We start from the raw sequence: 22,401 nt of genomic DNA, 5'->3' as shown, positions 1-22,401 counted from the left end.
GGCAATGGACCTGATCAAAGACGTAAGGCTAGCATGTCGGGAGCAGCGCGTGCGACTCTGTTCATGCCTAGTTCGTCTGGACTAGACCGGCCGTTGACGACTGGCCGGCAGGGAATTAAGACCCGGAATAAGGGAGAAAACATCATGCTGTTCGAGTTGTCCGATGATCAGCGGGCCATCCAGGAAACGGCCCGGCGTTTCGCGCTGGATCGGATGCAGCCCAATGCAGCAGCCTGGGACGAGAAGAAGCATTTTCCGGTCGACGAACTGCGCGAAGCAGCGGCGCTTGGCTTCGGCGGTATCTATGTCGCCGACGATGTCGGCGGTTCGGCGCTCAGCCGCCTCGATGCCGCCATCATCTTCGAAGAGCTGGCGGCCGGCTGCACATCGACGGCCGCCTATATCTCGATCCACAACATGGCGGCCTGGATGATCGACCGCTTCGGCGGCGACGAACAGCGCCAGCGCTTCCTGCCCGATCTCTGCAGCATGCAGAAATTTGCCTCCTACTGCCTGACAGAACCGAATGCCGGCTCAGATGCCGCCTCGTTGCAGACGCGCGCCGCTGACGCTGGCGACCATTACGTGCTGAATGGCAGCAAGGCCTTCATCTCGGGCGGTGGACGCTCGGATATCTATGTCTGCATGGTGCGCACCGGCGAGGCCGGGGCACGCGGCGTCACCTGTCTCGTCGTTGAAAACGGCACGCCGGGACTGAGTTTCGGGGCGCAGGAACGCAAACTCGGCTGGAACAGCCAGCCGACAGCGATGGTGAATTTCGACGACTGCAAGGTGCCGAAGGCTAACCGCATCGGGGAAGAGGGCGAGGGTTTCCGCATCGCCATGGCCGGACTGGATGGCGGGCGCATCAATATCGGCGCCTGCTCGCTGGGTGCTGCCAAGGCCTGCCTGACGGCAGCACGCGAATATGTCGCCGGCCGCAAGCAGTTCGGCAATGCGATCGGCAATTTCCAGGCGACCCAGTTCAAGCTGGCCGACATGGCGACCGACCTGGCCGCCGCCCGGCTGCTGATCCGGCAGGCAGCCTCCATGCTGGACGCCAAAAGTCCGGAAGCCACCATGTACTGCGCCATGGCCAAGCGTTTCGCCACCGATGCCGGCTTTGCCATCTGCAACGAGGCATTGCAGTTGCATGGCGGTTACGGCTATCTGAAAGACTATCCGGTCGAACGCTACCTGCGCGATGCGCGGGTGCATCAGATCCTGGAAGGCACCAATGAGATCATGCGTGTGATCATTGCACGCGCCCTGACGTCCGGTTCGTTTCACGACTGAGTTTTCGGAGTTTTATCTTGAGCAACGACATCCTGTTTTCGGTTCAGAACGGCATCGGCATTATCCAGCTCAATCGGCCGCAGGCATTGAATGCGCTGACGCACGACATGTGCATTCCGCTGGAGCAGACTCTGCGCAAGTGGGCGACGGATGCAGCCGTCAAAGCCGTGATCATCAAGGGCTCGGGCGAAAAAGCCTTTTGCGCCGGCGGCGATATCCGCAAACTTGCCGACCGTGGCCCTGAAGGCGTGCAGTACCGCAAATCATTCTGGTATGACGAATATCGCTGCAACACCCTGATCGGCGAATATCCGAAGCCCTTTATCGCCCTGATCGACGGCATCTTCATGGGTGGCGGTGTCGGCCTGTCGGTGCATGGCAGTCATCGCATCATCAGCGAGTTTGCGCATTTCGCCATGCCGGAAACCGGCATCGGCCTGTTCCCCGATGTGGGCGGCACATACTTCCTGCCTCGCTGCCCGGGCGAGCTTGGCGTCTATCTCGGCCTGACCGGCGCGCGTCTGAAAGGCGCCGACATTCTGACCGCCGGTGTCGCCACGCATTTCGTGCCGCGCACCAGCATGGCAACGCTGGAGCAGGCGCTGATCGATACGGCTCCCGGCGACAAGGCGAGCATTGATGCCGTGGTGGCAAAGTTCACGGCCGATCCCGGCCCGTCGCAACTGGCCGAGCGCAAGGCCGAGATCGACAGGCGTTTTGGCGGCGACAGCGTGGCGGCCGTGATGACGGCGCTGGAAACCGATCCGTCGCCGTTCTCCATCGAACAGGCCGGCATCATCCGCGCCAAGTCACCCACCTCGGTGAAGCTGACCTTCGCGCAGTTGCGGCGCGGCCGCAGCCTGTCCTTGCGCGATTGTATGAAACTGGAGTGGCGCATCTGTAATCATGTTGCGCTTGGTCATGATTTCTATGAAGGCGTGCGCGCTGTGATCATCGACAAGGATCACAAACCGAAATGGCAGCCGGCACGTCTTGAAGACGTGACCGACGCCGAGATCGAAAAATACTTCACGCCGGTCGCGGACGGCGAATTGCAGTTCGACTGAGCAGACACAGCACAAGCGGGAGAAACGACCATGGCGAATATCGGCTTTATCGGCGTCGGCAATATGGGCGGCCCGATGGCGCGCAATCTGCTCAAGGCCGGGCATACGGTGAAAGCCTTCGACCTGGCTCCTGAGGCGGTGCAGAAGGTGGTCGATGCGGGCGGTGTGAAGGCTGCCGCCGCTGCCGATGCCGCACGCGATGTGGATGTCGTAGTCACCATGCTGCCGGCCGGCAAACATGTCTCCAGCGTCTATATCGGCGACAGGGGCATTCTCTCCGTTGCTCGTCCGGGCACGGTCTTCATCGACAGTTCGACCATCGACGTGAAGACGGCACGCGACGTGATCGCCGCGGCCGAAGCCAAGGGTATGCTGATGCTGGATGCGCCGGTCTCGGGCGGTATTGCCGGTGCGGAGAATGCGGCGCTGACCTTCATGGTCGGCGGCAGCGAAGCGGCCTTTGCCAAGGCCAGGCCGATCCTGGAAGCGATGGGCAAGAAGATCGTGCATGCCGGCGGACCTGGAAACGGCCAGACCGCCAAGGTCTGCAACAACATGATCCTGGGTATCACCATGATCAGCATCTCTGAAGCCTTCATCATGGCCGAGAAACTGGGCCTGTCGGCCCAGGCGATGTTCGATATCGTCGGCAGTTCGTCCGGCTCCTGCTGGGCGTTGCTCAACCATTGCCCGGTGCCGGGGCCGGTGCCGACCTCGGCAGCCAACCGTGACTACAAGCCGGGCTTTGCAGCCGAACTGATGCTGAAGGATCTGAAGCTGTCGCAGGAGGCGGCGAGGGCGGCAAAGGTGCAGACCCCGCTGGGTGCGGAAGCCACCGCGCTTTACGCCGAGTATGTCCAAAGCGGTAACGGTCCGCTGGATTACTCCGGTATCATCCGCATGATCCGCGATCTGGGATGAGGCTTCCGTTTATTTGCGCTCGCTGGTCGCGCTGACGGTCATCGCCTTCGGTATGTTCGGGATGCTGTAGTTCGTGCCGGTCTGCCGAAGATCGTCGCTCCACATCGTTGTGCGCGACACCGTGACATGCGAATGGCGCGGCGTCGTCTGCAGATATCCGCTGAAGGCGACAAAAGGCAGGCTCGCGATGCAGGCAGCTCCGAGGATCAACAGCAATTCGCGCATGGCCCACCTCCGTCTGACAAATGCCGTACGCGGCATTCGTAAATCAAACGTAAATGGGTTGGTCCGGTTCCGGCCGCGAGGGGCCCGGAATCAGTGACTTCCCTGTGACAAAACCGGAAAACTCAGGGCGCGGAGGGAATAACCGCGGTCGCTTCGATTTCGATCTTGGCGCGGTCTTCCAGCAGGGAGGCGACCTGCACCAGCGTCATCGCCGGGTAATGCCGGCCCAGGATCTCGCGATAGACTTTGCCGAGATCCGCGTTGCGCGCCATATAGTCGCGTTTGTCGACGACATACCATGTCAATCGTACGATATGCTCGGGGCGGGCGCCGGCTTCTGCCAGTACACGAACGATATTTCGCAGCGCCTGACGCGTCTGATCGACCAGATCGTCGCTCTCGAAGGCCGCTTCGGCATTCCAGCCGATCTGGCCCGCGATGAAAACCTGGCGGCCTTCGACGGCGATGCCATTCGCGTAGCCTTTTGGCTTGGTCCATTCGGCGGGATTCAGAATCTGCATCGGATGCCTCAACGAGATTTATTTTATATATAAAATACTATTCCGGAATCGGCAAGGGCAGTCATATAAGCGGCAATTAAATTTCCTTCATCGATATGTTGGCGCAGCATGACATCCGAGCCTGTGCAAAATTCCGTTAAGCCTTGAGGATAATGACAATAAAATGTACAGACGATTCATGTCAGACGCGACAGGGAGCGATGACGGGGACTGGGAAGCGATCATCGAGTTTCGCCGCATCGGTACGGCGTTGCAGGTGGTAGCCATTGATCCCGAGACGGGCAGGGAAGTGTCTATGGTGGGCGATCCACGCCTGTCGCAACACGAACTTGGACGGATCGCGGCGCAGAAACTCCGCTACGTGCTGAACAAGCAGCGTGCGGCCCAGTCGGACGGATGATCGGGGGTGCCTTGGAGTATTTTCTTCAACAATTGATCAATGGCCTGACGCTGGGCGCGGTTTATGCGCTGATCGCCATCGGTTACACGATGGTCTACGGCATCATCGGCATGATCAATTTCGCCCATGGCGAAATTTACATGATCGGCGCCTTCATCGCCGTGATCACCTTCTCAATTCTCGGTATCGTCGGCGTGACCTGGGTGCCGCTGGCATTGCTGATCGTGCTGATCGTCTCGATGATCATCACCGGCCTCTATGGCTGGACGGTCGAGCGTATTGCCTACCGGCCCCTGCGGGGCTCTTTCCGCCTCGCACCGCTGATCTCCGCCATCGGTATGTCGATCTTCCTGCAGAACTACGTGCAGATCGCACAGGGCGCCAAGATCAAGCCGCTGCAGCCGATGATTCGCGGCGGCATCGAACTGATAAAAGGTGAGACCTTCTCCGTCACTATCTCGTATTTGCAGCTCATCATCATGGCGATGACGCTGGTACTGATGCTCGGTTTCTCCTACCTGATCTCAGCCACGCCGCTCGGCCGTGCGCAACGCGCCTGTGAGCAGGACCGCACGATGGCCTCGCTGCTCGGTGTCAATGCCGACCGCACTATCTCACTCACATTCGTGCTGGGCGCCGTGCTGGCTGCTGTCGCCGGCGTGATGGTATCGCTGTATTACGGCGTGGTGGACTTCTACATCGGCTTCCTTGCCGGTCTGAAGGCCTTCACGGCTGCTGTGCTTGGCGGCATCGGCAGCCTGCCGGGCGCCATGCTGGGCGGATTGCTGATCGGCCTCATCGAAGCTTTCTGGTCAGCCTATTTCAGCATCGAGTACAAGGACGTTGCCGTCTTCACCATTCTGGTCGTCGTGCTGATCTTCCGTCCGACCGGCCTGCTGGGCCGGCCTGAAGTGGAGAAGGTGTGATGACGGTGGCCGAACGTCTGAAAGACGCCATCATGGCCGCCGCCGTGGCGGCGCTGCTGGCCCTGCCGCTGATCGGCTTCGAAACCGTCGACACCGGCGGTCCGCTCGGCATCAAGACGCGCTTCGACTATATCGCCTATGCCGCAATTGTCGTCTTCCTCGGCCGGCTCGGCATGCGGATCGCCTTCGACTGGCGACGCAGCTACCGCGAGCGCATTGTGCAGGCAGAGCCAACCAATATCGATCGCAAGGAACTACTCACCGTGCTGGGGCAGAAGGCGGACAAGTGGCTGATGCCGGTGATGATCGGCTTCGCCATCGTGATGCCCTTCCTGCCATTCGCCAACCGTACCGTGATCGATCTCGGTACGGTGGTGCTGATCTATGTGATGCTCGGCTGGGGACTGAACATCGTAGTTGGTCTCGCCGGCCTGCTCGATCTTGGCTATGTCGCCTTTTATGCAGTGGGCGCCTACACCTTTGCCACCCTGTCGATGCATTTTGGTTTCGGCTTCTGGGAGACGCTGCCGTTGGCCGGCCTCCTCGCCGCCACCTTCGGCGTGGTTCTCGGCTTTCCGGTGCTGCGCTTGCGCGGTGACTATCTCGCGATCGTCACGCTCGGCTTCGGCGAGATCATTCGCGTCATCCTGCTCAACTGGCAACCGGTCACCGGCGGTCCGGCCGGCATCTCCGGTATACCGCGGCCGTCTTTCTTCGGTTTCCCGTTCTCGGCCGATCCGCCGGAAGGCGCGACCGCATTTCATCAGTTGTTCGGGCTGGAATACGCATCTATCCACCGCATCATCTTCCTGTATTACCTGATCCTTGCACTGGCACTGGTCACCAACCTTTTCACCATGCGCATCCGCAAGCTGCCGGTCGGCCGGGCCTGGGAGGCCCTGCGTGAAGACGAGATCGCCTGCACAGCCCTCGGCATCAACCCGACCAATACCAAACTGACCGCCTTTGCCATCGGCGCGATGTTCGGTGGCTTCGCCGGCAGCTTCTTTGCCACGCGGCAGGGCTTCATCAGCCCGGAGAGCTTCAGCTTCATCGAGTCCGCCGTGATCCTGGCGATTGTCGTGCTGGGCGGCATGGGCAGTCAGGCCGGCATCGTACTGGCCGCAGCCTTCCTCACGCTGTTGCCGGAAGTGGCGCGTGAATTCTCTCTGTTCCGCATGCTCGCCTTCGGTGCCGCCATGGTTCTGATCATGGTCTGGCGTCCGCAAGGCCTGCTGGCGCATCGCGAACCGACCATGCGGCTGCATCCTGCAGGGACAAAACCCGGTGGAGGCAAACCATGACGCAGCCTCTGCTCAAGGTCGAACACCTGACCATGCGCTTCGGCGGCCTGGTTGCAGTCAACGACGTTTCCTTCGACGCGAAAGCAAGCCAGATCACCGCCGTGATCGGGCCGAACGGCGCCGGAAAAACCACGGTGTTCAACTGCATCGCCGGCTTCTACAAGCCGACGGTCGGCAGACTGACGCTGACCAATAACGGCACACCGCATCTGCTGGAACGCATGTCGGGCAACGACATTGCCGGCAAGGCGCGTGTCGCGCGCACCTTCCAGAATATTCGCCTGTTCCCGAAGATGACGGTGCTGGAGAACCTGATCGTTGCGCAGCACAACAAGCTGATGCGCGCCTCCGGTTTCACGCTGCTCGGCCTGTTTGGCTGGCCGGGCTACAGCAAGGCGGAAGCCGAGGCGGTCGATCTTGCGCGTTACTGGCTGGAGCGCACCAACCTCACTGATGTCGCTGATGAAGTTGCCGGTAGCCTGCCGTATGGCGGCCAGCGGCGCCTTGAGATCGCGCGCGCCATGTGCACCGAGCCGGTGCTGCTGTGTCTCGATGAACCCGCGGCAGGCCTCAATCCGCGTGAGTCGGCCGATCTGAACACGCTGCTACGCTTCATCCGCGACGAACACAAATGCGGCGTGCTGCTGATTGAGCATGACATGAGCGTGGTGATGCAGATTTCCGATCATGTCATCGTGCTCGATTACGGCCGCAAGATCGCTGATGGCCCACCGGATGCCGTCCGCAACGATCCGAAGGTGATTGCCGCTTATCTCGGTGAGCCGGAAGATTCCGCCGTTGCCCAGGGGGGCGTGTGATGCTCTCGATCAGCGGTCTGCATACGTATTACGGCGCAGTGCATGCGCTGAAGGGCGTCGATGTCGAAGTGAAGCAGGGTGAGATCGTCGCATTGATCGGTGCCAACGGTGCTGGCAAGTCGACGTTGCTCATGAGCATTTGCGGCAATCCGAAGCCGCGGCAGGGCCATGTGAAGCTTGCCGGCGACGACATCACCGGCATCCCGACGCACCACCTGGTCCGTCGCGGTCTGGCGCATGCGCCGGAAGGTCGTCGCATTTTTCCGCGCATGACGGTGCTGGAAAACCTGCGCATGGGTGCGGTGGCCGCCGATCCTGCGCATTTTGATGCCGATCTTGAACGCGTCTACGGCCTGTTCCCACGCCTGAAGGAACGCAGCGAACAGCGCGGCGGCACGCTGTCGGGCGGCGAGCAGCAGATGCTGGCGATCGCACGCGCGCTAATGAGTCGGCCGAAGCTGCTGTTGCTGGATGAACCCTCGCTCGGCCTCGCGCCGCTGGTGGTAAAGCAGATCTTCTCGATCATCGAAGAGATCAACCGCACCGATGGAGTCACCGTGCTGCTGGTCGAGCAGAATGCCTATCATGCACTCAAGCTCGCCCATCGCGGCTATGTCCTGGTGAACGGGCGCATCACCATGAGCGGTTCCGGCAGTGAGCTGCTGGCCGATGAACAGATTCGCGCTGCCTATCTGGAAGGAGGGCACTGATGCTGCTGGCCATCCTGGGCGAGAGTATCTGGGTATTCCTCGGTCTGACCGTCATCCTGGTGGGCGGTTGTGCCTTCCTGATGGGGCAGGCGATTGCCGGAACCTGGCGGCCCTACTGGCAGATCCTGCCGTACAGCCTGATCATGGCTGCCGCGAACCGGTTCCTGGCTTTCGCGCTGTTCAAGGAAGCGTTGCTGGCACCGGTCCCGTACCTGATATCCATTCTGGTTGTCTGGGTGCTGGCCACATTCGGCTTCCGGCTGACCCGGGTCGACCAGATGATCCATCAGTATCCATGGCTCTACGAGCGATCCAGCCTGCTCGGCTGGCGGGAAAAACAGGGGACACCTTAGGTTGTTGCCGAGGTCGGTCCGACTGCATTAGACTTTATGCAATGCCTTAAAACAGGGAGAGGAAGTCATGCTTAAATTCACCACTGGTTTGGCTGTTGTCGCTGCGGTCGGCCTGTTCGCCGGCACCGCTTCGGCGCAGATCAAGGTTGCCCTCAACGGCCCGATCACCGGTCAGCTCGCCAGCTTCGGCGAACAGATGAAGCGTGGCGCCGAAATGGCCATTGCCGACATCAACGCCGCGGGCGGCGTCAACGGCCAGAAGCTGCAGCTCGTGATCGGCGACGATCAGTGCGATCCGAAGCAGGCCGTGGCGGTTGCCAACCGCGCCGTGCAGGAGAAGGTCGCCGTCGTGATCGGTCACTTCTGCTCGGGTTCGTCGATCCCGGCCTCGGACGTCTACAAGGAAGAGAACATCCTGCAGATCACCCCGGCCTCGACCAATCCCCGCTACTCCGAGCGCGGCTACAAGAACGTGTTCCGCGTCTGCGGTCGCGACGACCAGCAGGGCGTCGTTGCCGGCGACTACATCATGGACAAGTACAAGGGCAAGAAGGTCGCCATCCTGCATGACAAGACCCCCTATGGTCAGGGCCTTGCCGAAGAAACCAAGAAGCGCCTGAACGCCAAGGGCGTGAAGGAGACCATGTTCGAAGCCATCACCGCCGGTGAAAAGGATTATTCGGCGCTGGTCTCGAAGATGAAGCAGGCCGGCATCGAGCTGATCTATCTAGGTGGCTACCATCCGGAAGGCGGCCTGATCGTCCGCCAGGCCAAGGAGCAGGGCCTGAATGCCCCGCTGATGGGTGGCGACGCGCTGGTCGACAAGCAGTTCTGGGCGATTTCGGGCCCGGCCGGTGAAGGCTCGCTGATGACCTTCGATGCCGATCCGCGCAAGAACCCGGTTGCCAAGCCGCTGGTCGACAAGTTCAAGGCCCAGGGTTACGACCCGGAAGGCTACACGCTCTACACCTATGCCGCGATGCAGGCTTGGAGCCAGGCTGCGACCACGGCGAAGTCGGTGAAGACCGCGGATGTCGAGAAGGCGCTGCGCGCGGGCAAGTTCAAGACCGTGCTGAACGAGATCTCGTTCGACGCCAAGGGCGACACAACCACACCGGCCTATAAGGTCTACGTCTGGAAGAACGGTTCCTACGACTACGTGAACTGATCTCCGTATCCGGAGTGACTGGAAGCCCGGCCTGCCATCCTCGGATGGGGTCGGGCTTCTTTTTCGCACAAATGTTCGCTAATTGTACTTGAAGGCGAAGGGCGGCAATCCGCCATCCCGGAGCATTTCCCTTGTTGGTAGGGTTGGCACCTGCCACCGGATATTGTAGGGTCCGGCCGTCTTTCCCGAGGTGTCCAGCCGATGTCCAAGCCCACGGTCGCTCTCGCTGCCGATCATGCCGGTTTTGAGTTGAAAAACCTGCTGCGCGATGAGCTTAAGGCCGAGGGGTATGACGTACTCGACCTCGGCACCAATTCCTCCGACAGCGTCGACTATCCCGATTTCGGCCGCCAGCTTGGTCAGGCCGTCGCTGCCGGCAAGGCCACCTTCGGCGTCGCCGTGTGCGGCAGCGGCATCGGCATCTCGATCGCCGCCAACCGTGTGGCCGGCTGCCGTGCCGCCCTGGTGCACGATGCCACCAGCGCCCGGCTGTGCCGCGAGCATAACGATGCCAATGTGCTGGCGCTCGGCGCCCGCCTGATCGGCATCGAGACGGCGCGCGACTGCCTCAGGGCCTTTTTCGCCACCCCCTTCGCCGGCGGCCGCCACCAGCGCCGCGTCGACAAGCTCGACCAGCCGGCCTGACCGCCTACAGACGCTTCAGGAGTCCTTACGATGTCCAGCACCGCCGCCAAGCCCACCGTCACCCATGCCGGCTTTTTCGAGCGCACGCTCCAGCAGGCCGACCCGGAAATCTTTGACGCCGTCGTCAAGGAACTGGATCGCCAGCAGAGCCAGATCGAACTGATCGCCTCGGAAAACATCGTCAGCCGCGCTGTGCTGGAAGCGCAGGGCTCGGTGATGACCAACAAGTATGCCGAGGGCTTGCCGGGCAAGCGCTATTACAACGGCTGCGAATTCGTCGACGTGGCAGAGACGCTGGCGATCGAGCGCGCCAAGAAGATCTTCGGCTGCGGCTTCGCCAATGTGCAGCCCCATTCCGGTGCGCAGGCCAACCAGGCCGTCTTCATGGCGGTGCTGAAGCCGGGCGACACCTTCATGGGCCTCGACCTCGCCGCCGGCGGTCACCTGACACATGGTTCGCCGGCCAACCAGTCGGGCAAGTGGTTCAACGTCGTGCCTTATACCGTCCGGCAGGACGACCATCGCGTCGACATGGACCAGGTTGCCAAGCTGGCCGAGCAGCACAAGCCCAAGCTGATCGTCGCCGGCGGCTCGGCTTATCCGCGCTTCTGGGACTTTGCGAAGTTCCGCGCGATTGCCGACAGCATCGGCGCGATCTTCATGGTCGACATGGCGCATTTCGCTGGCCTGGTCGCCGGTGGCGCGCATCCCAGCCCGTTCCCGCATGCGCATGTCGCCACCACGACGACGCACAAGACCCTGCGCGGTCCGCGCGGCGGCATGGTGCTGACCAATGACGAGGCGCTGGCCAAAAAGCTCAACTCGGCCGTCTTCCCCGGTCTGCAGGGCGGCCCGCTGATGCATGTGATCGCCGGCAAGGCCGTGGCGTTCGGCGAGGCGCTGACGCCGGAATTCAAGTCCTATGCCCAGGCCGTGGTCGACAACGCCAAGGCGATGGCGGCAGCATTGCAGGAGCGCGGCTACGACCTCGTTTCGGGTGGCACCGACAACCACCTGATGCTGGTCGATCTGCGCTCCAAGGGCCTCAAGGGCAATGTCTGCGTCGAGAGCCTGGAGCGTGCGCGTATCACCGCCAACAAGAACGGTGTGCCTTTCGATCCGGAAAAACCGACGGTTACTTCGGGTGTTCGTCTGGGCAGCCCGGCCGGCACCACGCGCGGTTTCGGCGTTGCCGAATTCCGTCAGATCGGCGGTCTGATTGCCGACGTTCTGGATGGCATCGCCAAGAAGACCAACGACAATTCGGATGTCGAGCGGGCCGTGGCGGAGAAGGTGGTCGCACTGTGCAACCGCTTCCCGATCTATCCGCAGCTCTGAAGCCATAATCATAAGGCGGGGGAAAACCGACCATGCGTTGTCCGTTCTGCGGCAATGACGACACCCAGGTGAAGGACTCGCGGCCGACCGAGGATAATTCGGCGATCCGCCGCCGGCGCTTCTGTCCCAATTGCGGCGCGCGCTTCACGACATTTGAGCGCATCCAGCTGCGCGAACTGACCGTGATCAAGAAGAACGGCCTCAAGGCGCCGTTCGATCGCGACAAACTGGCGCGGTCGATCATGATCGCGACGCGCAAGCGGCCGATCGATCCTGAGCGTATCGAGCGTCTGATCAACGGCATCGTGCGTCGCCTCGAAAGTTCAGGCGAGAGCGAGATCAAGTCGGACTCGATCGGCGAGTTGGTGATGGACGGCCTTGCCGCCCTCGACAAGGTCGCCTATGTGCGCTTCGCCTCGGTCTATCGCAACTTCCGCGAAGCCAAGGATTTCGAAGACTTCATCGGCTCGCTGAGTGGCGCCAGCGAAGATGACTGACAAAGCTGCCGCCGCCCGGGACGAGCGCTACATGCGCATCGCCCTCGGGCTGGCGGCGCGTGGGCTGGGCAATACCTGGCCCAATCCGGCAGTCGGTTGTGTGATCGTGAAAGACGGCCGCATTGTCGGCCGCGGCTGGACGCAGGCGGGCGGTCGCCCGCATGCCGAGACCGTCGCCCTGCAGCAGGCGGGAGATGCCGCGCGCGGTGCAACAGCCTATGTCACGCTTGAACCCTGCGCCCATCACGGCAAGACGCCACCCTGTGCCGAAGCGCTGATCGGCGCGGGCATTGCCCGTTGTGTCGTCGCACTGGAAGATCCGGACTCCCGTGTGGCGGGCAGAGGGCTTGCGCTGCTGCGCGACGCAGGTATCGAGGTTGCCGAAGGCTGCCTGCGTAATGCCGCAGCTGAACTGAATACCGGCTTCCTGCTCAACCGTGAACGCAATCGCCCGCTGGTCACGCTCAAGCTCGCCGTCAGCCTGGATGGCCGTATCGGCACGCATTCGGGCGACAGCAAATGGATCACCAGCCCGGTCGCCCGCATGCGCGCCCATCTGCTGCGCGCCCAGCATGATGCGATCATGGTCGGCAGCAATACGGCGTTGCAGGACGATCCGGATCTGACCTGCCGCCTGCCGGGCCTGCCGAAGCGACCTGCCGTGCGCATCATCCTCGACGGCAGGCTGCGGCTCAGCCTGACGTCGAAAGTTGTGGCCACGGCGAAGCAGACGCCGACCTGGATCATCACCCGGGAGGATGTCGATCAGGCCCGTCGCCAGGCTTTCGAGGATTGCGGCGTCGAGATGATCGCCGTCGAACCGGACGAAGCCGGCTTTCCGGCTCTGGCGCCGGCCCTGGCCATTCTGGCCGAGCGGGGCCTGACGCGGATCCTGGTGGAGGGCGGCGGCAAACTGGCCGCCAGCCTGATCCGGGCCGATCTGGTCGACCGCATGATCTGGTTCCGTGCGCCCAGCGTGATCGGTGGTGACGGCCTGCCAGGAATTGCCGCCTTTGGCATCGATACCGTAGCGGAAGCACCGCGCTGGCAGCGGGTCAGGGCCGATATTCTTGGCGATGACCTGCTGGAAACCTTCATCCGCCCCCTCTAAAACTAGGCCCATGTTCACAGGCATCGTTACCGATATCGGCACAGTGGTCGCCCGCGAGACGCGCGGCGATACCCATTTCCGCATCCGCACGCGCTATGAAACCGCCAGCATCGACATTGGCGCCTCCATTGCCTGCGCCGGTGTCTGCCTCACCGTCGTGCAAAAGGCGGCCGACTGGTTCGCCGTCGATGTCTCCGCCGAAAGCCTGTCGCGTACCACGCTGGGCAACTGGCAGGAGGGCACCGCCATCAATCTCGAGCGCAGCCTGAAGGTCGGCGACGAACTCGGCGGCCATATCGTATCGGGTCATGTCGATGGCGTGGGCGAAGTGGTGAGCACGCAGAACGAAGGGGACTCGCTGCGCATCGATTTCCGCGCACCGGCCAATCTCGCAGGCTTCATCGCCGAGAAAGGTTCGATCACCATCGACGGCGCGTCGCTGACCGTGAATGGCGTCGATGGCGCCGTGTTCGGTGTCAACCTGATCCCGCATACCCGGCAGGTGACCACACTCGGCAAACTGACGGCCGGCGACAAGATCAATCTGGAAATCGACGTGCTGGCGCGCTACGTGGCGCGGCTGCAGCAGTGGAGCAAGCCGTCGTGAACAGCATGGACGATATCAAGCGCTATATCGCTTCGGCCGAGGATATCATCGAAGAGGCCCGCAAGGGCCGCATGGTGATCCTGGTTGACGAGGAAGACCGCGAGAACGAGGGCGACCTTTACATTCCCGCCGAGATGGCCGACGCAGCCGCGATCAATTTCATGGCGAAGTACGGCCGCGGTCTGATCTGCCTGACATTGACACGCCAGCGCATCGAACAGCTCGGCCTGCCGCTGATGGCGCAGAACAATGCCTCGCGTCATCAGACCGCATTCACGGTTTCCATTGAAGCCCGCGAAGGCGTCACCACCGGGATCTCGGCGGCCGACCGCGCCCAGACCGTGAAAGTGGCGATCGATCCTTCGAAGGGTCCGGCCGATATTGCCGTGCCCGGGCATATCTTCCCGCTGATGGCGCGCGACGGCGGCACGCTGGTTCGTGCGGGCCACACCGAAGCCGGTGTGGATATCGCGCGGCTCGCCGGTCTCAATCCGTCCGGCGTGATCTGCGAGATCATGAATGACGACGGCACCATGGCTCGCCTGCCGGACCTGATTGCTTTTGCGCAGCACCACAATCTCAAGATTGGCACGATTGCCGACCTGATTGCCTATCGCCGCCGGCACGACAACCTGATCCAGAAGGTGGTCGAGGGCGAGATCGACAGCGTCTGGGGCGGCAAGTTCCGCATGGTGGTGTTCCGCAATCGGGTGGAGTACGCCGAACATATCGCCCTGGTAAAAGGCGATGTGGCTGACGGCAAGCCGGTCATGGTGCGCATGCATGCCATGAATGTGCTGGAAGACGTGCTGGGCGATCATGGCGCGCGGTCTGGCGTGCTGCATGGCGCCATGCAGATGATCGGCGAAGCGGGGCGTGGCGTGGTGGTGCTGATCCGCGAACCGCGACCGACTGCGCTATCGGACAACGTCCGCCAGAAACTGGGCGAACCGGTTGAAAAAACAGCGCATCTCCGGGATTATGGCATCGGGGCACAGATCCTGATCGATCTGGGGGTTAAGGACATGGTCGTCCTGTCAAACGTCGAGCGCACCATCGTCGGCCTGGAGGGCTACGGCCTCTCGGTTGTCGAAACTCGACCGATCAAGGTTCGCAGGGAGAACTGAACCATGGTAGCGCGCAGGGGGAAGCCGGCAGCCAAGAAGGTTGCGGCGAAGAAAAAGGCGGGCAAGACCGCGACGTTCTCCAGCCTCGAAACCGAAATGGCGGGCGATCTCGCTATCGAGATCCGCAAGCCCCGCGTACTCATTGTCGAGGCGCGCTTCTACGAAGATATTGCCGATGCCCTGTTTGAAGGCGCCAAGGCGATCATCGAAGCCTCCGATTTCGACTATGACCGGATCGACGTGCCCGGCGCTCTCGAGCTGCCGGCCGCGATCCGCTTCGCGATGAACCGCAAAGGCGAGAAAGCCTATGACGGCTATGTTGCGCTCGGCTGCGTGATCCGCGGCGAGACCGCACATTTCGACGTGGTCGTGAATGAAAGCGCCCGCGGTCTGCAGCAGCTGGCGATCGAACATCAGCTCTGCATCGGCAACGGCATCATCACGGTGGAAAACGAAGCGCAGGCCTGGGACCGCGCCAAGAAGGACCGTCAGGACAAGGGCGGCCAGGCCGCGCTGGCAGCCGTGGCCATGATCGGCCTGAAGCAGCTGTTCTCGATATGAGCGAAGGAGGGCAGCGACGGGGAACACGCACCGATCGCCCGGCGGGACGCCGGTCGGTAGCGCGGCTGTTCGCCGTACAGGCCCTCTATGAAATCGAATTCGGCGGCGCCAACCCCGAAGCTGTGATCGCCGATTTCCGCACCCATCGTCAGTCGGAAGAGATCGAAGGCGTGCAGATGCGCGAAGCCGATGCCGACTGGTTTGCCGAAATCGTGCGCGGTGTCGCCCGGCAGCAGGCCGAAGTCGACCGCGTGATCAAGGATGCGATGCCGCGTGTCGATGCGCTGGATCGCATGGAAGCCATCCTGCGTTATGCCCTGCGCTGCGCTGCCTATGAAATCATTGCGCGCATCGACGTGCCGGCGACCACGGTGATCGATGAGTATCTCGGCATCATCCGCGCCTTCTTTGGCCCGCGCGAAATCAAGCTGGCGAATGGCGTGATCGACGCGGTGGCGCGCAAGCTGCGCCCCGGCGAATTTACGGCCTGAGGCTGTCATGCCCGGGCAAACGGGCCTCGGTGAGTTCGATCTGATCGCGCGCTACCTCGCGCCGCTCTCAGCATTGGCGCCTGGCGCTTTCAATCTGCGCGATGATGCTGCGGTCCTTCCGGTTCCGCCCGGCGAAGATCTGATCGTTACCACCGATGCGATGATCGAAGGCGTGCACTTCCTCGCCAGGGATGGCGCGGAACGTATTGCTCGCAAGCTGCTGCGGGTCAATCTGTCCGATCTGGCTGCAAAAGGCGCGAAGCCGGTCGGCTATCAGCTCATCCTTGGTCTGCCCGGCGAACCCGACGAAACATGGCTGGCGCAGTTCTGCGAAGGACTGCGACGCGATCAGGAGGCTTTCGGCTTTCCGCTCTATGGCGGCGACACGGTAAGGAGTCCCGGCGGTATCACGCTGGGCGTGACGGCTTTCGGCAGCCTGCCGGCCGGAAGCATGCTGCGTCGCTCGGGCGCGCAGGCCGGTGACGATCTCTATGTCACCGGCAGCATCGGCGATGCCGCACTCGGCCTGGAGACGAAACTGAACCATCGTCTGTTTTCGTCGGCCGCAATGCTGTTTTTCGATTCACGCCTTCACGTGCCGACGCCGCGGCTGGCGTTCGGGCAGGGGCTGCGCGGCCTGGCGCATGCCGCCCAGGATGTGTCGGATGGGCTGGTGCAGGATGCAGGGCATATCGCTGCGCAATCCAACCTGAAAGCCGTGATCGAGGCCGCCGCCGTACCGCTGTCGCTGGCTGCCCGCCAGGCTGTGCAGGATGATTCGGATCTGCTGGATGTCGTGCTGACCGGTGGCGACGACTACGAACTGCTTTTTGCGACTTCACCCGGCCGGGCGAGCCAGATCGCCGCGCTGTCCCGTTCAGTCGGTCTCGCTGCAACCCGTATCGGCAGGCTGGAAGCCGGGCAGGGGGTTGTGGTGCAGGACCAGAGCGGCAGTCCGTTGACGCTCCATCGCAGCGGTTTTCAGCATTTCGGCGGATCGTAAACCCGGAAATCGTTTAAACTGTCCGTCGCTGTGAGTCGCGGAGACCGAATTTGCGCAAGATCATTCTGATCATTGTGGCCCTGATCGTGCTGGCATCGCTCGCCGGCGGCGGCTTTGCGGTCTACATGTTTGTCTTCGCGCCGAAGAAACATGAAGAAGCCGCGAATATCGATCCCAGCGACCCACCGCCGGAAGCCCCGGCGAAACGGCCTGCCTTTATCCCGCTCGAACCGTTCAGCGTCTATATCGTGCCGGAAGGGCAGAAGCCGCGCGAGGTGATGGTGATCCTGCATCTCGAAGTGCCGCCGGACAATGTGCCGATGGTGAACGAAAAGATGCATGTGCTGCGGGATCGCTATATCCGCGAACTGCTGAAAGGCGATCCGATCCCGGTTCCGGCGCGCTTTTCCAGCAAGGACCTGTTCCTGCTGCGCGACCGGCTGCGTGGGCCGACCGATGAGATTCTTGGTAAGGGCGTGGTGACGCAGGTTCTGCTTCTGAATATTATTACCCAGCTGAAATAAGTAGAATCGATCCACCTCCCATGACCACATTGTCGCCGGCCGCCGCGAAGCGGAATGTTTTCATCCTGGCCGTCTGCATGGCGCTGGCGAATTCGGCCACCACGCTGCAGGTCACGTTGGGCGGCCTGGTCGGCTTCCTGCTGGTCGAGGACAAGGCGCTGGCCACGCTGCCGGTCACCTTCGTCGTGGCGGGTACCGCCTGTGCCACCATCCCGGCCTCGATGCTGATGCGCCGCATCGGTCGGCAGCTGGGCTTCATGTCCGGCTGCCTGTTTGGTGCAGCGGGATCGCTGCTCGCGGCGCTCGGCGTTTATCAGTCGCATTTCTGGCTGTTCTGCCTTGGCGCCTTCATTTTCGGCGCGTCGGCAGCCTTTACCCAGCTTTACCGTTTTGCTGCGGCCGATATCTCGCCGCAAGAGATGAAAAGCCGGGCGATTTCCTGGGTCATGGTCGGCGGACTGGTGGCCGCTTTCGTCGGGCCCGAGATCGCCAAGCATACCCGCGAGATCCTGTCACCCTATCTGTTCCTCGGCTCGTATCTGGCCGCCGCGGCGCTGGCGCTGGCCGTGATCCCGATCCTGGCGCTCACGCGCCTGCCGCGCCCCACCGTGGCCGAACTGCGGGAACCTGGCCGGCCACTCTCCGAGATCGTCCGGCAGCCGGCGTTTTTGGTCGCGGCCATGGCTGGCATGTTCGGCTATGGCGTGATGAACCTGCTGATGACTGCGACCCCGCTGGCCATGCAGATCTGCGAGCATCCGTTCGCCGCCGCCGCCACCGTGATCCAGTGGCATGTCTTCGGCATGTATTTTCCCAGCTTCTTCACCGGCCGCCTCATCACGCGCTTCGGCACGCTCCGTATTATACTTTTGGGGGTAGCCCTCAACGTCGTCTGCGTTGCCGTCGCCCTCAGCGGGGTGGAGGTGCTGAACTTCCAGGCGGCCCTGCTCCTGCTCGGAGTGGGCTGGAACTTCATGTATATCGGTGGCACGGCGCTGTTGACGGAAGTTTACAGGCCGGCCGAGCGCAACAAGACACAGGCGCTGAACGACTTTCTGGTCTTCGGGACCGTCGCCCTGGCATCGCTTGGTTCGGGCAAGCTGCTCTACCACTGGGGCTGGAACCTGGTTCCGATTTCCGCCCTGCCGTTCGTCCTGATGGTGGGGCTGGCGGCAGTCTGGCTGATGCTGCAACGGCGCCGGACTGCCATTCCGGCATAAGCTTCGGAAAAGCCAGCTATATTGCACCGCAAGCGCATCTCTGGCATAACCCTCGCAGTTTGCCCCGCGTCGAGTCTGGGGCCAAGAATGTCAGTAGTCGCGTAAGCCGGCACGGGCACGCATGCCCGGCGGTAAATATCCGAGGAACGAAGGGAAACGCTCATGACGGAGTTGTGGTTCGCCATCGCCTGTGGCGTGTTGGCACTGTTATACGGCATCTGGACCTCGCGGTCGGTGCTGGCTGAGTCTGCAGGCAATCAGCGCATGCAGGAAATCGCTGCGGCGATCCAGGAAGGCGCATCCGCCTATCTGAACCGTCAGTATCGCACGATTGGCATCGTCGGCATCGTCGTCGCGATCATCCTGGCCTTCACGCTGGGCCTCAAGGTCGCCATCGGCTTCATCGTCGGCGCCGTGCTGTCGGGCGCTGCCGGCTATATCGGCATGAACGTTTCGGTCCGCGCCAACGTCCGCACCGCCGAAGGCGCGCGCAAGGGCATGGAACATGCGTTGAGCATCGCCTTCAAGTCGGGCGCCGTCACCGGCATGCTGGTGGTCGGTCTCGCGCTGCTCGGCGTCACGATCTACTACGTCATCCTGCTCAAGATCGGCGCCGGTGCGCGCGAAACCGTTGATGCGCTCGTCGCGCTCGGCTTCGGCTCCTCGCTGATCTCGATCTTTGCCCGCCTCGGCGGCGGCATCTTCACCAAGGGTGCCGACGTCGGCGCCGACCTCGTCGGCAAGGTCGAGGCCGGTATCCCGGAAGATGATCCGCGCAATCCGGCGGTGATCGCCGACAACGTCGGTGACAATGTTGGCGACTGCGCCGGCATGGCGGCCGACCTGTTCGAGACCTATGCGGTGACCATCGTCGCCACCATGGTGCTGGCATCGATCTATTTCGCTACCGATGCTGTGCTGATGGCCAAGGTCATGGTCTATCCGCTGGTGATTGCAGGCGCCTGCATCATCACCTCGGTGATCGGCACCTACTTCGTCCGCCTTGGCAGCAGCCAGAACATCATGGGCGCGCTGTACAAGGGCCTGATCGTCACCGGCGTGCTGTCGGCGATCGCGCTGTGGCCGATCACCGACCACATGCTCGGCATGAACACGACGATGACCGCTGGCGCCGTCACCTTCACGGGCATGAACCTGTTCTGGTGTGGCATCATCGGTCTGCTGGTGACGGCTGCCATCGTCTGGGCCACCGAATACTACACCGGCACCGACTACCGTCCGGTGAAGAGCGTGGCCCAGGCCTCGACCACCGGTCATGGCACGAACGTGATCCAGGGTCTGGCCGTCTCGATGGAAGCGACGGCTCTGCCGGCACTGTTCATCGTCATCGGCATCATCTCGACCTACATGCTGGCCGGCCTGTTCGGCATCGCGATCGCGGTGACCACGATGCTGGCGCTGGCAGGCATGGTCGTTGCGCTCGATGCCTATGGCCCGGTGACTGACAATGCCGGCGGCATCGCCGAAATGTCGGACCTGCCGAAGGACGTGCGCAAGACCACCGACGCGCTCGATGCAGTGGGTAACACCACCAAGGCCGTGACCAAGGGCTATGCCATCGGTTCGGCCGGCTTCGGCTCACTGGTGCTGTTTGCCTGCTACACCGAGGATCTGAAGTACTTCTTCAAGGACGTCACGATCGACTTCTCCCTGAGCAACCCGTATGTCGTGGTCGGCCTGCTGATCGGCGGTCTGCTGCCGTATCTGTTCGGCGCCATGGGCATGACGGCGGTCGGCCGCGCGGCCGGTTCGGTCGTCGTGGAAGTGCGGCGTCAGTTCAAGGAAATCCCCGGCATCATGGAAGGCACGGCGAAGCCCGATTACTCCAAGGCTGTCGACCTGCTGACCAAGGCGGCGATCAAGGAAATGATCATCCCCAGCCTGCTGCCGGTGCTCAGCCCGATCGTGCTGTACTTCATCATCAAGGTCATCGCGGGCCAGGCTGCTGCCTTCGCCGCGGTGGGCGCGATGCTGCTCGGCGTGATCGTGACCGGCATCTTCGTCGCCATCTCGATGACGGCGGGCGGCGGTGCCTGGGACAACGCCAAGAAGTACATCGAAGAGGGTCATCATGGTGGCAAGGGCTCGGACGCCCATAAGGCGGCCGTGACCGGCGACACCGTTGGCGACCCATACAAGGACACGGCCGGTCCGGCCGTGAACCCGCTGATCAAGATCACCAACATCGTGGCCCTGCTGCTGCTCGCCATCCTGGCGCACGGCTAAGCGTTACGACCTTACGAATAAGGGCGAGGGCCGGGGTAACACCCGGCCCTTTTCTTTTGGGATGTTCAGGCGGCGACGGTAGCGGCACCGATCGCCAGCAGCACACCGACTTCGGCGATCTGCTGTGCCGTACCCAGCACATCGCCGGTGTGACCGCGAATCTGCCACTGCGCCAGCGCAGCCACTGCCAGCGCCAGGGCCGCGGCGGCGGCACAGGCGACGATGAAGGCGAAGCCGGGCAGAGCGGCAAAGGCGATCAGAGCGGCGATAATTGCAGCGGCCACGGCCGCGCCGAAAGGAACCGTACCGCTGCCGGCCGCAAGGCCATCATTTCGCGCGGGCGGCAGCAGATACCACACGGCAGCCATGGCCGCGCGCGACAACACGCCGGCAGCGACCAGCGCGATGATCACAGCCGAATTCTGCCCTGTGACTTCGTCAAGTTCGTCGCTGATCGACAGCAGGTTGCTGGCAATGTCCTGCAGGGCGGTGAAGCGCAGCGACAGGATCAGCACCAGAGCCACGACGCCATAGGTGCCGATGCGGCTGTCACGCATGATCTCCAGCTTGCGCTCGCGGGTCCGGCCGCCGCCGAAACCATCGGCCGTATCCGCAAGGCCGTCCTCATGCAGGGCACCGGTCAGCAGCACCTGGGTCCCCATTGCCAGCAGGGCGGCGCTTGCCATGCCCAGCCCCAGATGGCTCGCCAGCATGAAGATGCCGCCGCCGGCTGCGCCGACCAGCAGGCCGACGACGGGAAAGATCCAGGCCGCGCGTGCGACAGCGCCATCTTCCGGACCGGCTGGCTTGCCGGCCGGCAGGGGCAGGCGAGTGAGCAGCATCAGGGCAAGGCGAAGGTCGCCGAGCCAGCGGTTGTGGCGTGAAGTCTGGTGGCTGGAACTGTCAGTCATGGCTGTATTGCGGCAGGGGCTGGCGTAGCTTATAGCACGCAGGCGCCCTGAACGCGACGCGCGAGCGAAACAGGCGGGCGTGATGAGGGCATGACCGATATGTTCCCGGATAAGACTGCGATCGTCAGGGCAGTGCAGTCGCTGCCTGCCAGCGATTCGGAAGCCGTGGCGGCAGCGACGCGCCATGATGCAGATCTGACCAAACCGGCCGGCGCGCTGGCGCGGCTGGAGGATTGTATCCGCCACCTGGCAGGCTGGCAGCGACGTCCCATTCCGCGGCTTGATGCAGTTACGATCCTGATCTTCGCCGGTAACCACGGCGTCACTACACGCGGTGTGTCGGCCTATCCAGCTGAAGTCACCGTGCAGATGGTGGCGAATTTCGAACGTGGCGGTGCCGCGATCAACCA

At 62.6% G+C, this 22,401-nt stretch carries 26 protein-coding genes; 23 read left to right on the top strand and 3 right to left on the bottom strand.

What is annotated here, in order from left to right:
* The first annotated feature begins 144 nt into the window (after positions 1–144).
* Genes CTR53_RS00750 through mmsB form a run of 3 tightly spaced genes read left to right on the top strand, consistent with a single transcriptional unit; the run spans position 145 to position 3,284 of the window.
* A complete protein-coding gene (locus CTR53_RS00750) occupies positions 145–1,296 on the top strand; it encodes an isobutyryl-CoA dehydrogenase (protein WP_290808364.1) in 1,152 nt (383 codons plus the stop codon).
* A 17-nt stretch (positions 1,297–1,313) separates the two neighbouring features.
* A complete protein-coding gene (locus CTR53_RS00745) occupies positions 1,314–2,363 on the top strand; it encodes an enoyl-CoA hydratase/isomerase family protein (protein WP_290808361.1) in 1,050 nt (349 codons plus the stop codon).
* Positions 2,364–2,393: 30 nt separating this feature from the next.
* The gene (gene mmsB / locus CTR53_RS00740) at positions 2,394–3,284 is read left to right on the top strand and encodes a 3-hydroxyisobutyrate dehydrogenase (protein WP_290808358.1); all 891 of its coding nucleotides are present in this window, start codon (positions 2,394–2,396) and stop codon (positions 3,282–3,284) included.
* 9 nt (positions 3,285–3,293) lie between these two features.
* Here mmsB and CTR53_RS00735 read toward each other — a convergent pair whose 3' ends face one another.
* Positions 3,294–3,509 (bottom strand): hypothetical protein, encoded by a 216-nt coding sequence (locus CTR53_RS00735; RefSeq protein ID WP_290808355.1) that lies wholly within the window; start codon positions 3,507–3,509, stop codon positions 3,294–3,296.
* Positions 3,510–3,631: 122 nt separating this feature from the next.
* Positions 3,632–4,030, bottom strand: coding sequence for a RidA family protein (locus CTR53_RS00730; RefSeq protein ID WP_290808352.1), 399 nt, complete (start codon positions 4,028–4,030; stop codon positions 3,632–3,634).
* Between the two features lie 178 nt (positions 4,031–4,208).
* Here CTR53_RS00730 and CTR53_RS00725 point away from each other — a divergent pair, with 178 nt between their 5' ends.
* From CTR53_RS00725 to CTR53_RS00635, 19 genes are all read left to right on the top strand, one after another.
* On the top strand, positions 4,209–4,430 hold the full coding sequence (locus CTR53_RS00725; protein ID WP_290808349.1) for a hypothetical protein: 222 nt from the start codon (positions 4,209–4,211) through the stop codon (positions 4,428–4,430).
* An 11-nt stretch (positions 4,431–4,441) separates the two neighbouring features.
* A complete protein-coding gene (locus CTR53_RS00720; RefSeq protein ID WP_290808346.1) occupies positions 4,442–5,356 on the top strand; it encodes a branched-chain amino acid ABC transporter permease LivH in 915 nt (304 codons plus the stop codon).
* Positions 5,356–6,660 (top strand): high-affinity branched-chain amino acid ABC transporter permease LivM, encoded by a 1,305-nt coding sequence (livM, locus tag CTR53_RS00715; RefSeq protein WP_290808343.1) that lies wholly within the window; start codon positions 5,356–5,358, stop codon positions 6,658–6,660. The genes CTR53_RS00720 and livM overlap by 1 nt, the downstream gene beginning before the upstream one ends.
* Positions 6,657–7,478, top strand: a complete 822-nt coding sequence (locus CTR53_RS00710; protein ID WP_290808340.1) for an ABC transporter ATP-binding protein — start codon at positions 6,657–6,659, stop codon at positions 7,476–7,478. The genes livM and CTR53_RS00710 overlap by 4 nt, the downstream gene beginning before the upstream one ends.
* A complete protein-coding gene (locus CTR53_RS00705) occupies positions 7,478–8,188 on the top strand; it encodes an ABC transporter ATP-binding protein (RefSeq protein WP_290808337.1) in 711 nt (236 codons plus the stop codon). Before CTR53_RS00710 ends, CTR53_RS00705 begins: the two co-directional genes overlap by 1 nt.
* Complete coding sequence (locus CTR53_RS00700) at positions 8,188–8,541, top strand: DUF6867 family protein (protein WP_290808334.1); 354 nt, start codon at positions 8,188–8,190, stop codon at positions 8,539–8,541. Before CTR53_RS00705 ends, CTR53_RS00700 begins: the two co-directional genes overlap by 1 nt.
* Positions 8,542–8,608: 67 nt before the next feature.
* Entirely contained in the window at positions 8,609–9,709 is a 1,101-nt protein-coding gene (locus CTR53_RS00695; RefSeq protein WP_290808329.1) for a branched-chain amino acid ABC transporter substrate-binding protein, read from the top strand.
* Between the two features lie 201 nt (positions 9,710–9,910).
* On the top strand, positions 9,911–10,354 hold the full coding sequence (rpiB, locus tag CTR53_RS00690; RefSeq protein ID WP_290808326.1) for a ribose 5-phosphate isomerase B: 444 nt from the start codon (positions 9,911–9,913) through the stop codon (positions 10,352–10,354).
* Between the two features lie 30 nt (positions 10,355–10,384).
* Positions 10,385–11,692 carry a serine hydroxymethyltransferase gene (gene glyA, locus CTR53_RS00685; RefSeq protein WP_290808323.1) on the top strand — a complete coding sequence of 436 codons (1,308 nt, stop codon included), beginning with the start codon at positions 10,385–10,387 and terminating at the stop codon, positions 11,690–11,692.
* A gap of 32 nt (positions 11,693–11,724) precedes the next feature.
* Positions 11,725–12,189 carry a transcriptional regulator NrdR gene (gene nrdR, locus CTR53_RS00680; protein ID WP_144069762.1) on the top strand — a complete coding sequence of 155 codons (465 nt, stop codon included), beginning with the start codon at positions 11,725–11,727 and terminating at the stop codon, positions 12,187–12,189.
* Positions 12,182–13,300, top strand: a complete 1,119-nt coding sequence (gene ribD / locus CTR53_RS00675; protein ID WP_290808317.1) for a bifunctional diaminohydroxyphosphoribosylaminopyrimidine deaminase/5-amino-6-(5-phosphoribosylamino)uracil reductase RibD — start codon at positions 12,182–12,184, stop codon at positions 13,298–13,300. The genes nrdR and ribD overlap by 8 nt, the downstream gene beginning before the upstream one ends.
* 10 nt (positions 13,301–13,310) lie before the next feature.
* Positions 13,311–13,907, top strand: coding sequence for a riboflavin synthase (locus CTR53_RS00670; RefSeq protein WP_290808310.1), 597 nt, complete (start codon positions 13,311–13,313; stop codon positions 13,905–13,907).
* 5 nt (positions 13,908–13,912) lie between these two features.
* Complete coding sequence (ribB, locus tag CTR53_RS00665) at positions 13,913–15,034, top strand: 3,4-dihydroxy-2-butanone-4-phosphate synthase (RefSeq protein ID WP_290808816.1); 1,122 nt, start codon at positions 13,913–13,915, stop codon at positions 15,032–15,034.
* Positions 15,035–15,037: 3 nt separating this feature from the next.
* Positions 15,038–15,595, top strand: coding sequence for a 6,7-dimethyl-8-ribityllumazine synthase (locus tag CTR53_RS00660; protein WP_367158927.1), 558 nt, complete (start codon positions 15,038–15,040; stop codon positions 15,593–15,595).
* On the top strand, positions 15,592–16,086 hold the full coding sequence (gene nusB, locus CTR53_RS00655; RefSeq protein ID WP_290808307.1) for a transcription antitermination factor NusB: 495 nt from the start codon (positions 15,592–15,594) through the stop codon (positions 16,084–16,086). Before CTR53_RS00660 ends, nusB begins: the two co-directional genes overlap by 4 nt.
* A 7-nt stretch (positions 16,087–16,093) precedes the next feature.
* On the top strand, positions 16,094–17,089 hold the full coding sequence (thiL, locus tag CTR53_RS00650; RefSeq protein WP_290808304.1) for a thiamine-phosphate kinase: 996 nt from the start codon (positions 16,094–16,096) through the stop codon (positions 17,087–17,089).
* Between the two features lie 50 nt (positions 17,090–17,139).
* Positions 17,140–17,613, top strand: coding sequence for a hypothetical protein (locus tag CTR53_RS00645; RefSeq protein ID WP_290808301.1), 474 nt, complete (start codon positions 17,140–17,142; stop codon positions 17,611–17,613).
* A gap of 20 nt (positions 17,614–17,633) precedes the next feature.
* Positions 17,634–18,833, top strand: coding sequence for an MFS transporter (locus CTR53_RS00640; RefSeq protein WP_290808299.1), 1,200 nt, complete (start codon positions 17,634–17,636; stop codon positions 18,831–18,833).
* A gap of 162 nt (positions 18,834–18,995) precedes the next feature.
* Positions 18,996–21,080, top strand: coding sequence for a sodium-translocating pyrophosphatase (locus tag CTR53_RS00635; protein WP_290808296.1), 2,085 nt, complete (start codon positions 18,996–18,998; stop codon positions 21,078–21,080).
* Between the two features lie 65 nt (positions 21,081–21,145).
* Here CTR53_RS00635 and cobS read toward each other — a convergent pair whose 3' ends face one another.
* Positions 21,146–21,991: an adenosylcobinamide-GDP ribazoletransferase gene (gene cobS, locus CTR53_RS00630; protein WP_290808293.1), complete on the bottom strand. Its 846-nt coding sequence runs from the start codon at positions 21,989–21,991 to the stop codon at positions 21,146–21,148.
* Between the two features lie 90 nt (positions 21,992–22,081).
* Between cobS and CTR53_RS00625 the strand changes: the two genes are divergently transcribed.
* Positions 22,082–22,401, top strand: a 320-nt coding sequence (locus CTR53_RS00625) for a nicotinate-nucleotide--dimethylbenzimidazole phosphoribosyltransferase (RefSeq protein ID WP_290808290.1), incomplete at its 3' end; no start/stop codon positions are given.

Source organism: Ferrovibrio sp., assembly GCF_002796975.1.
GTDB lineage: Bacteria > Pseudomonadota > Alphaproteobacteria > Ferrovibrionales > Ferrovibrionaceae > Ferrovibrio.
The sequence above is the reverse complement of the archived record's forward strand: the minus strand, read 5'-3'. Positions and strand labels throughout refer to the sequence as shown.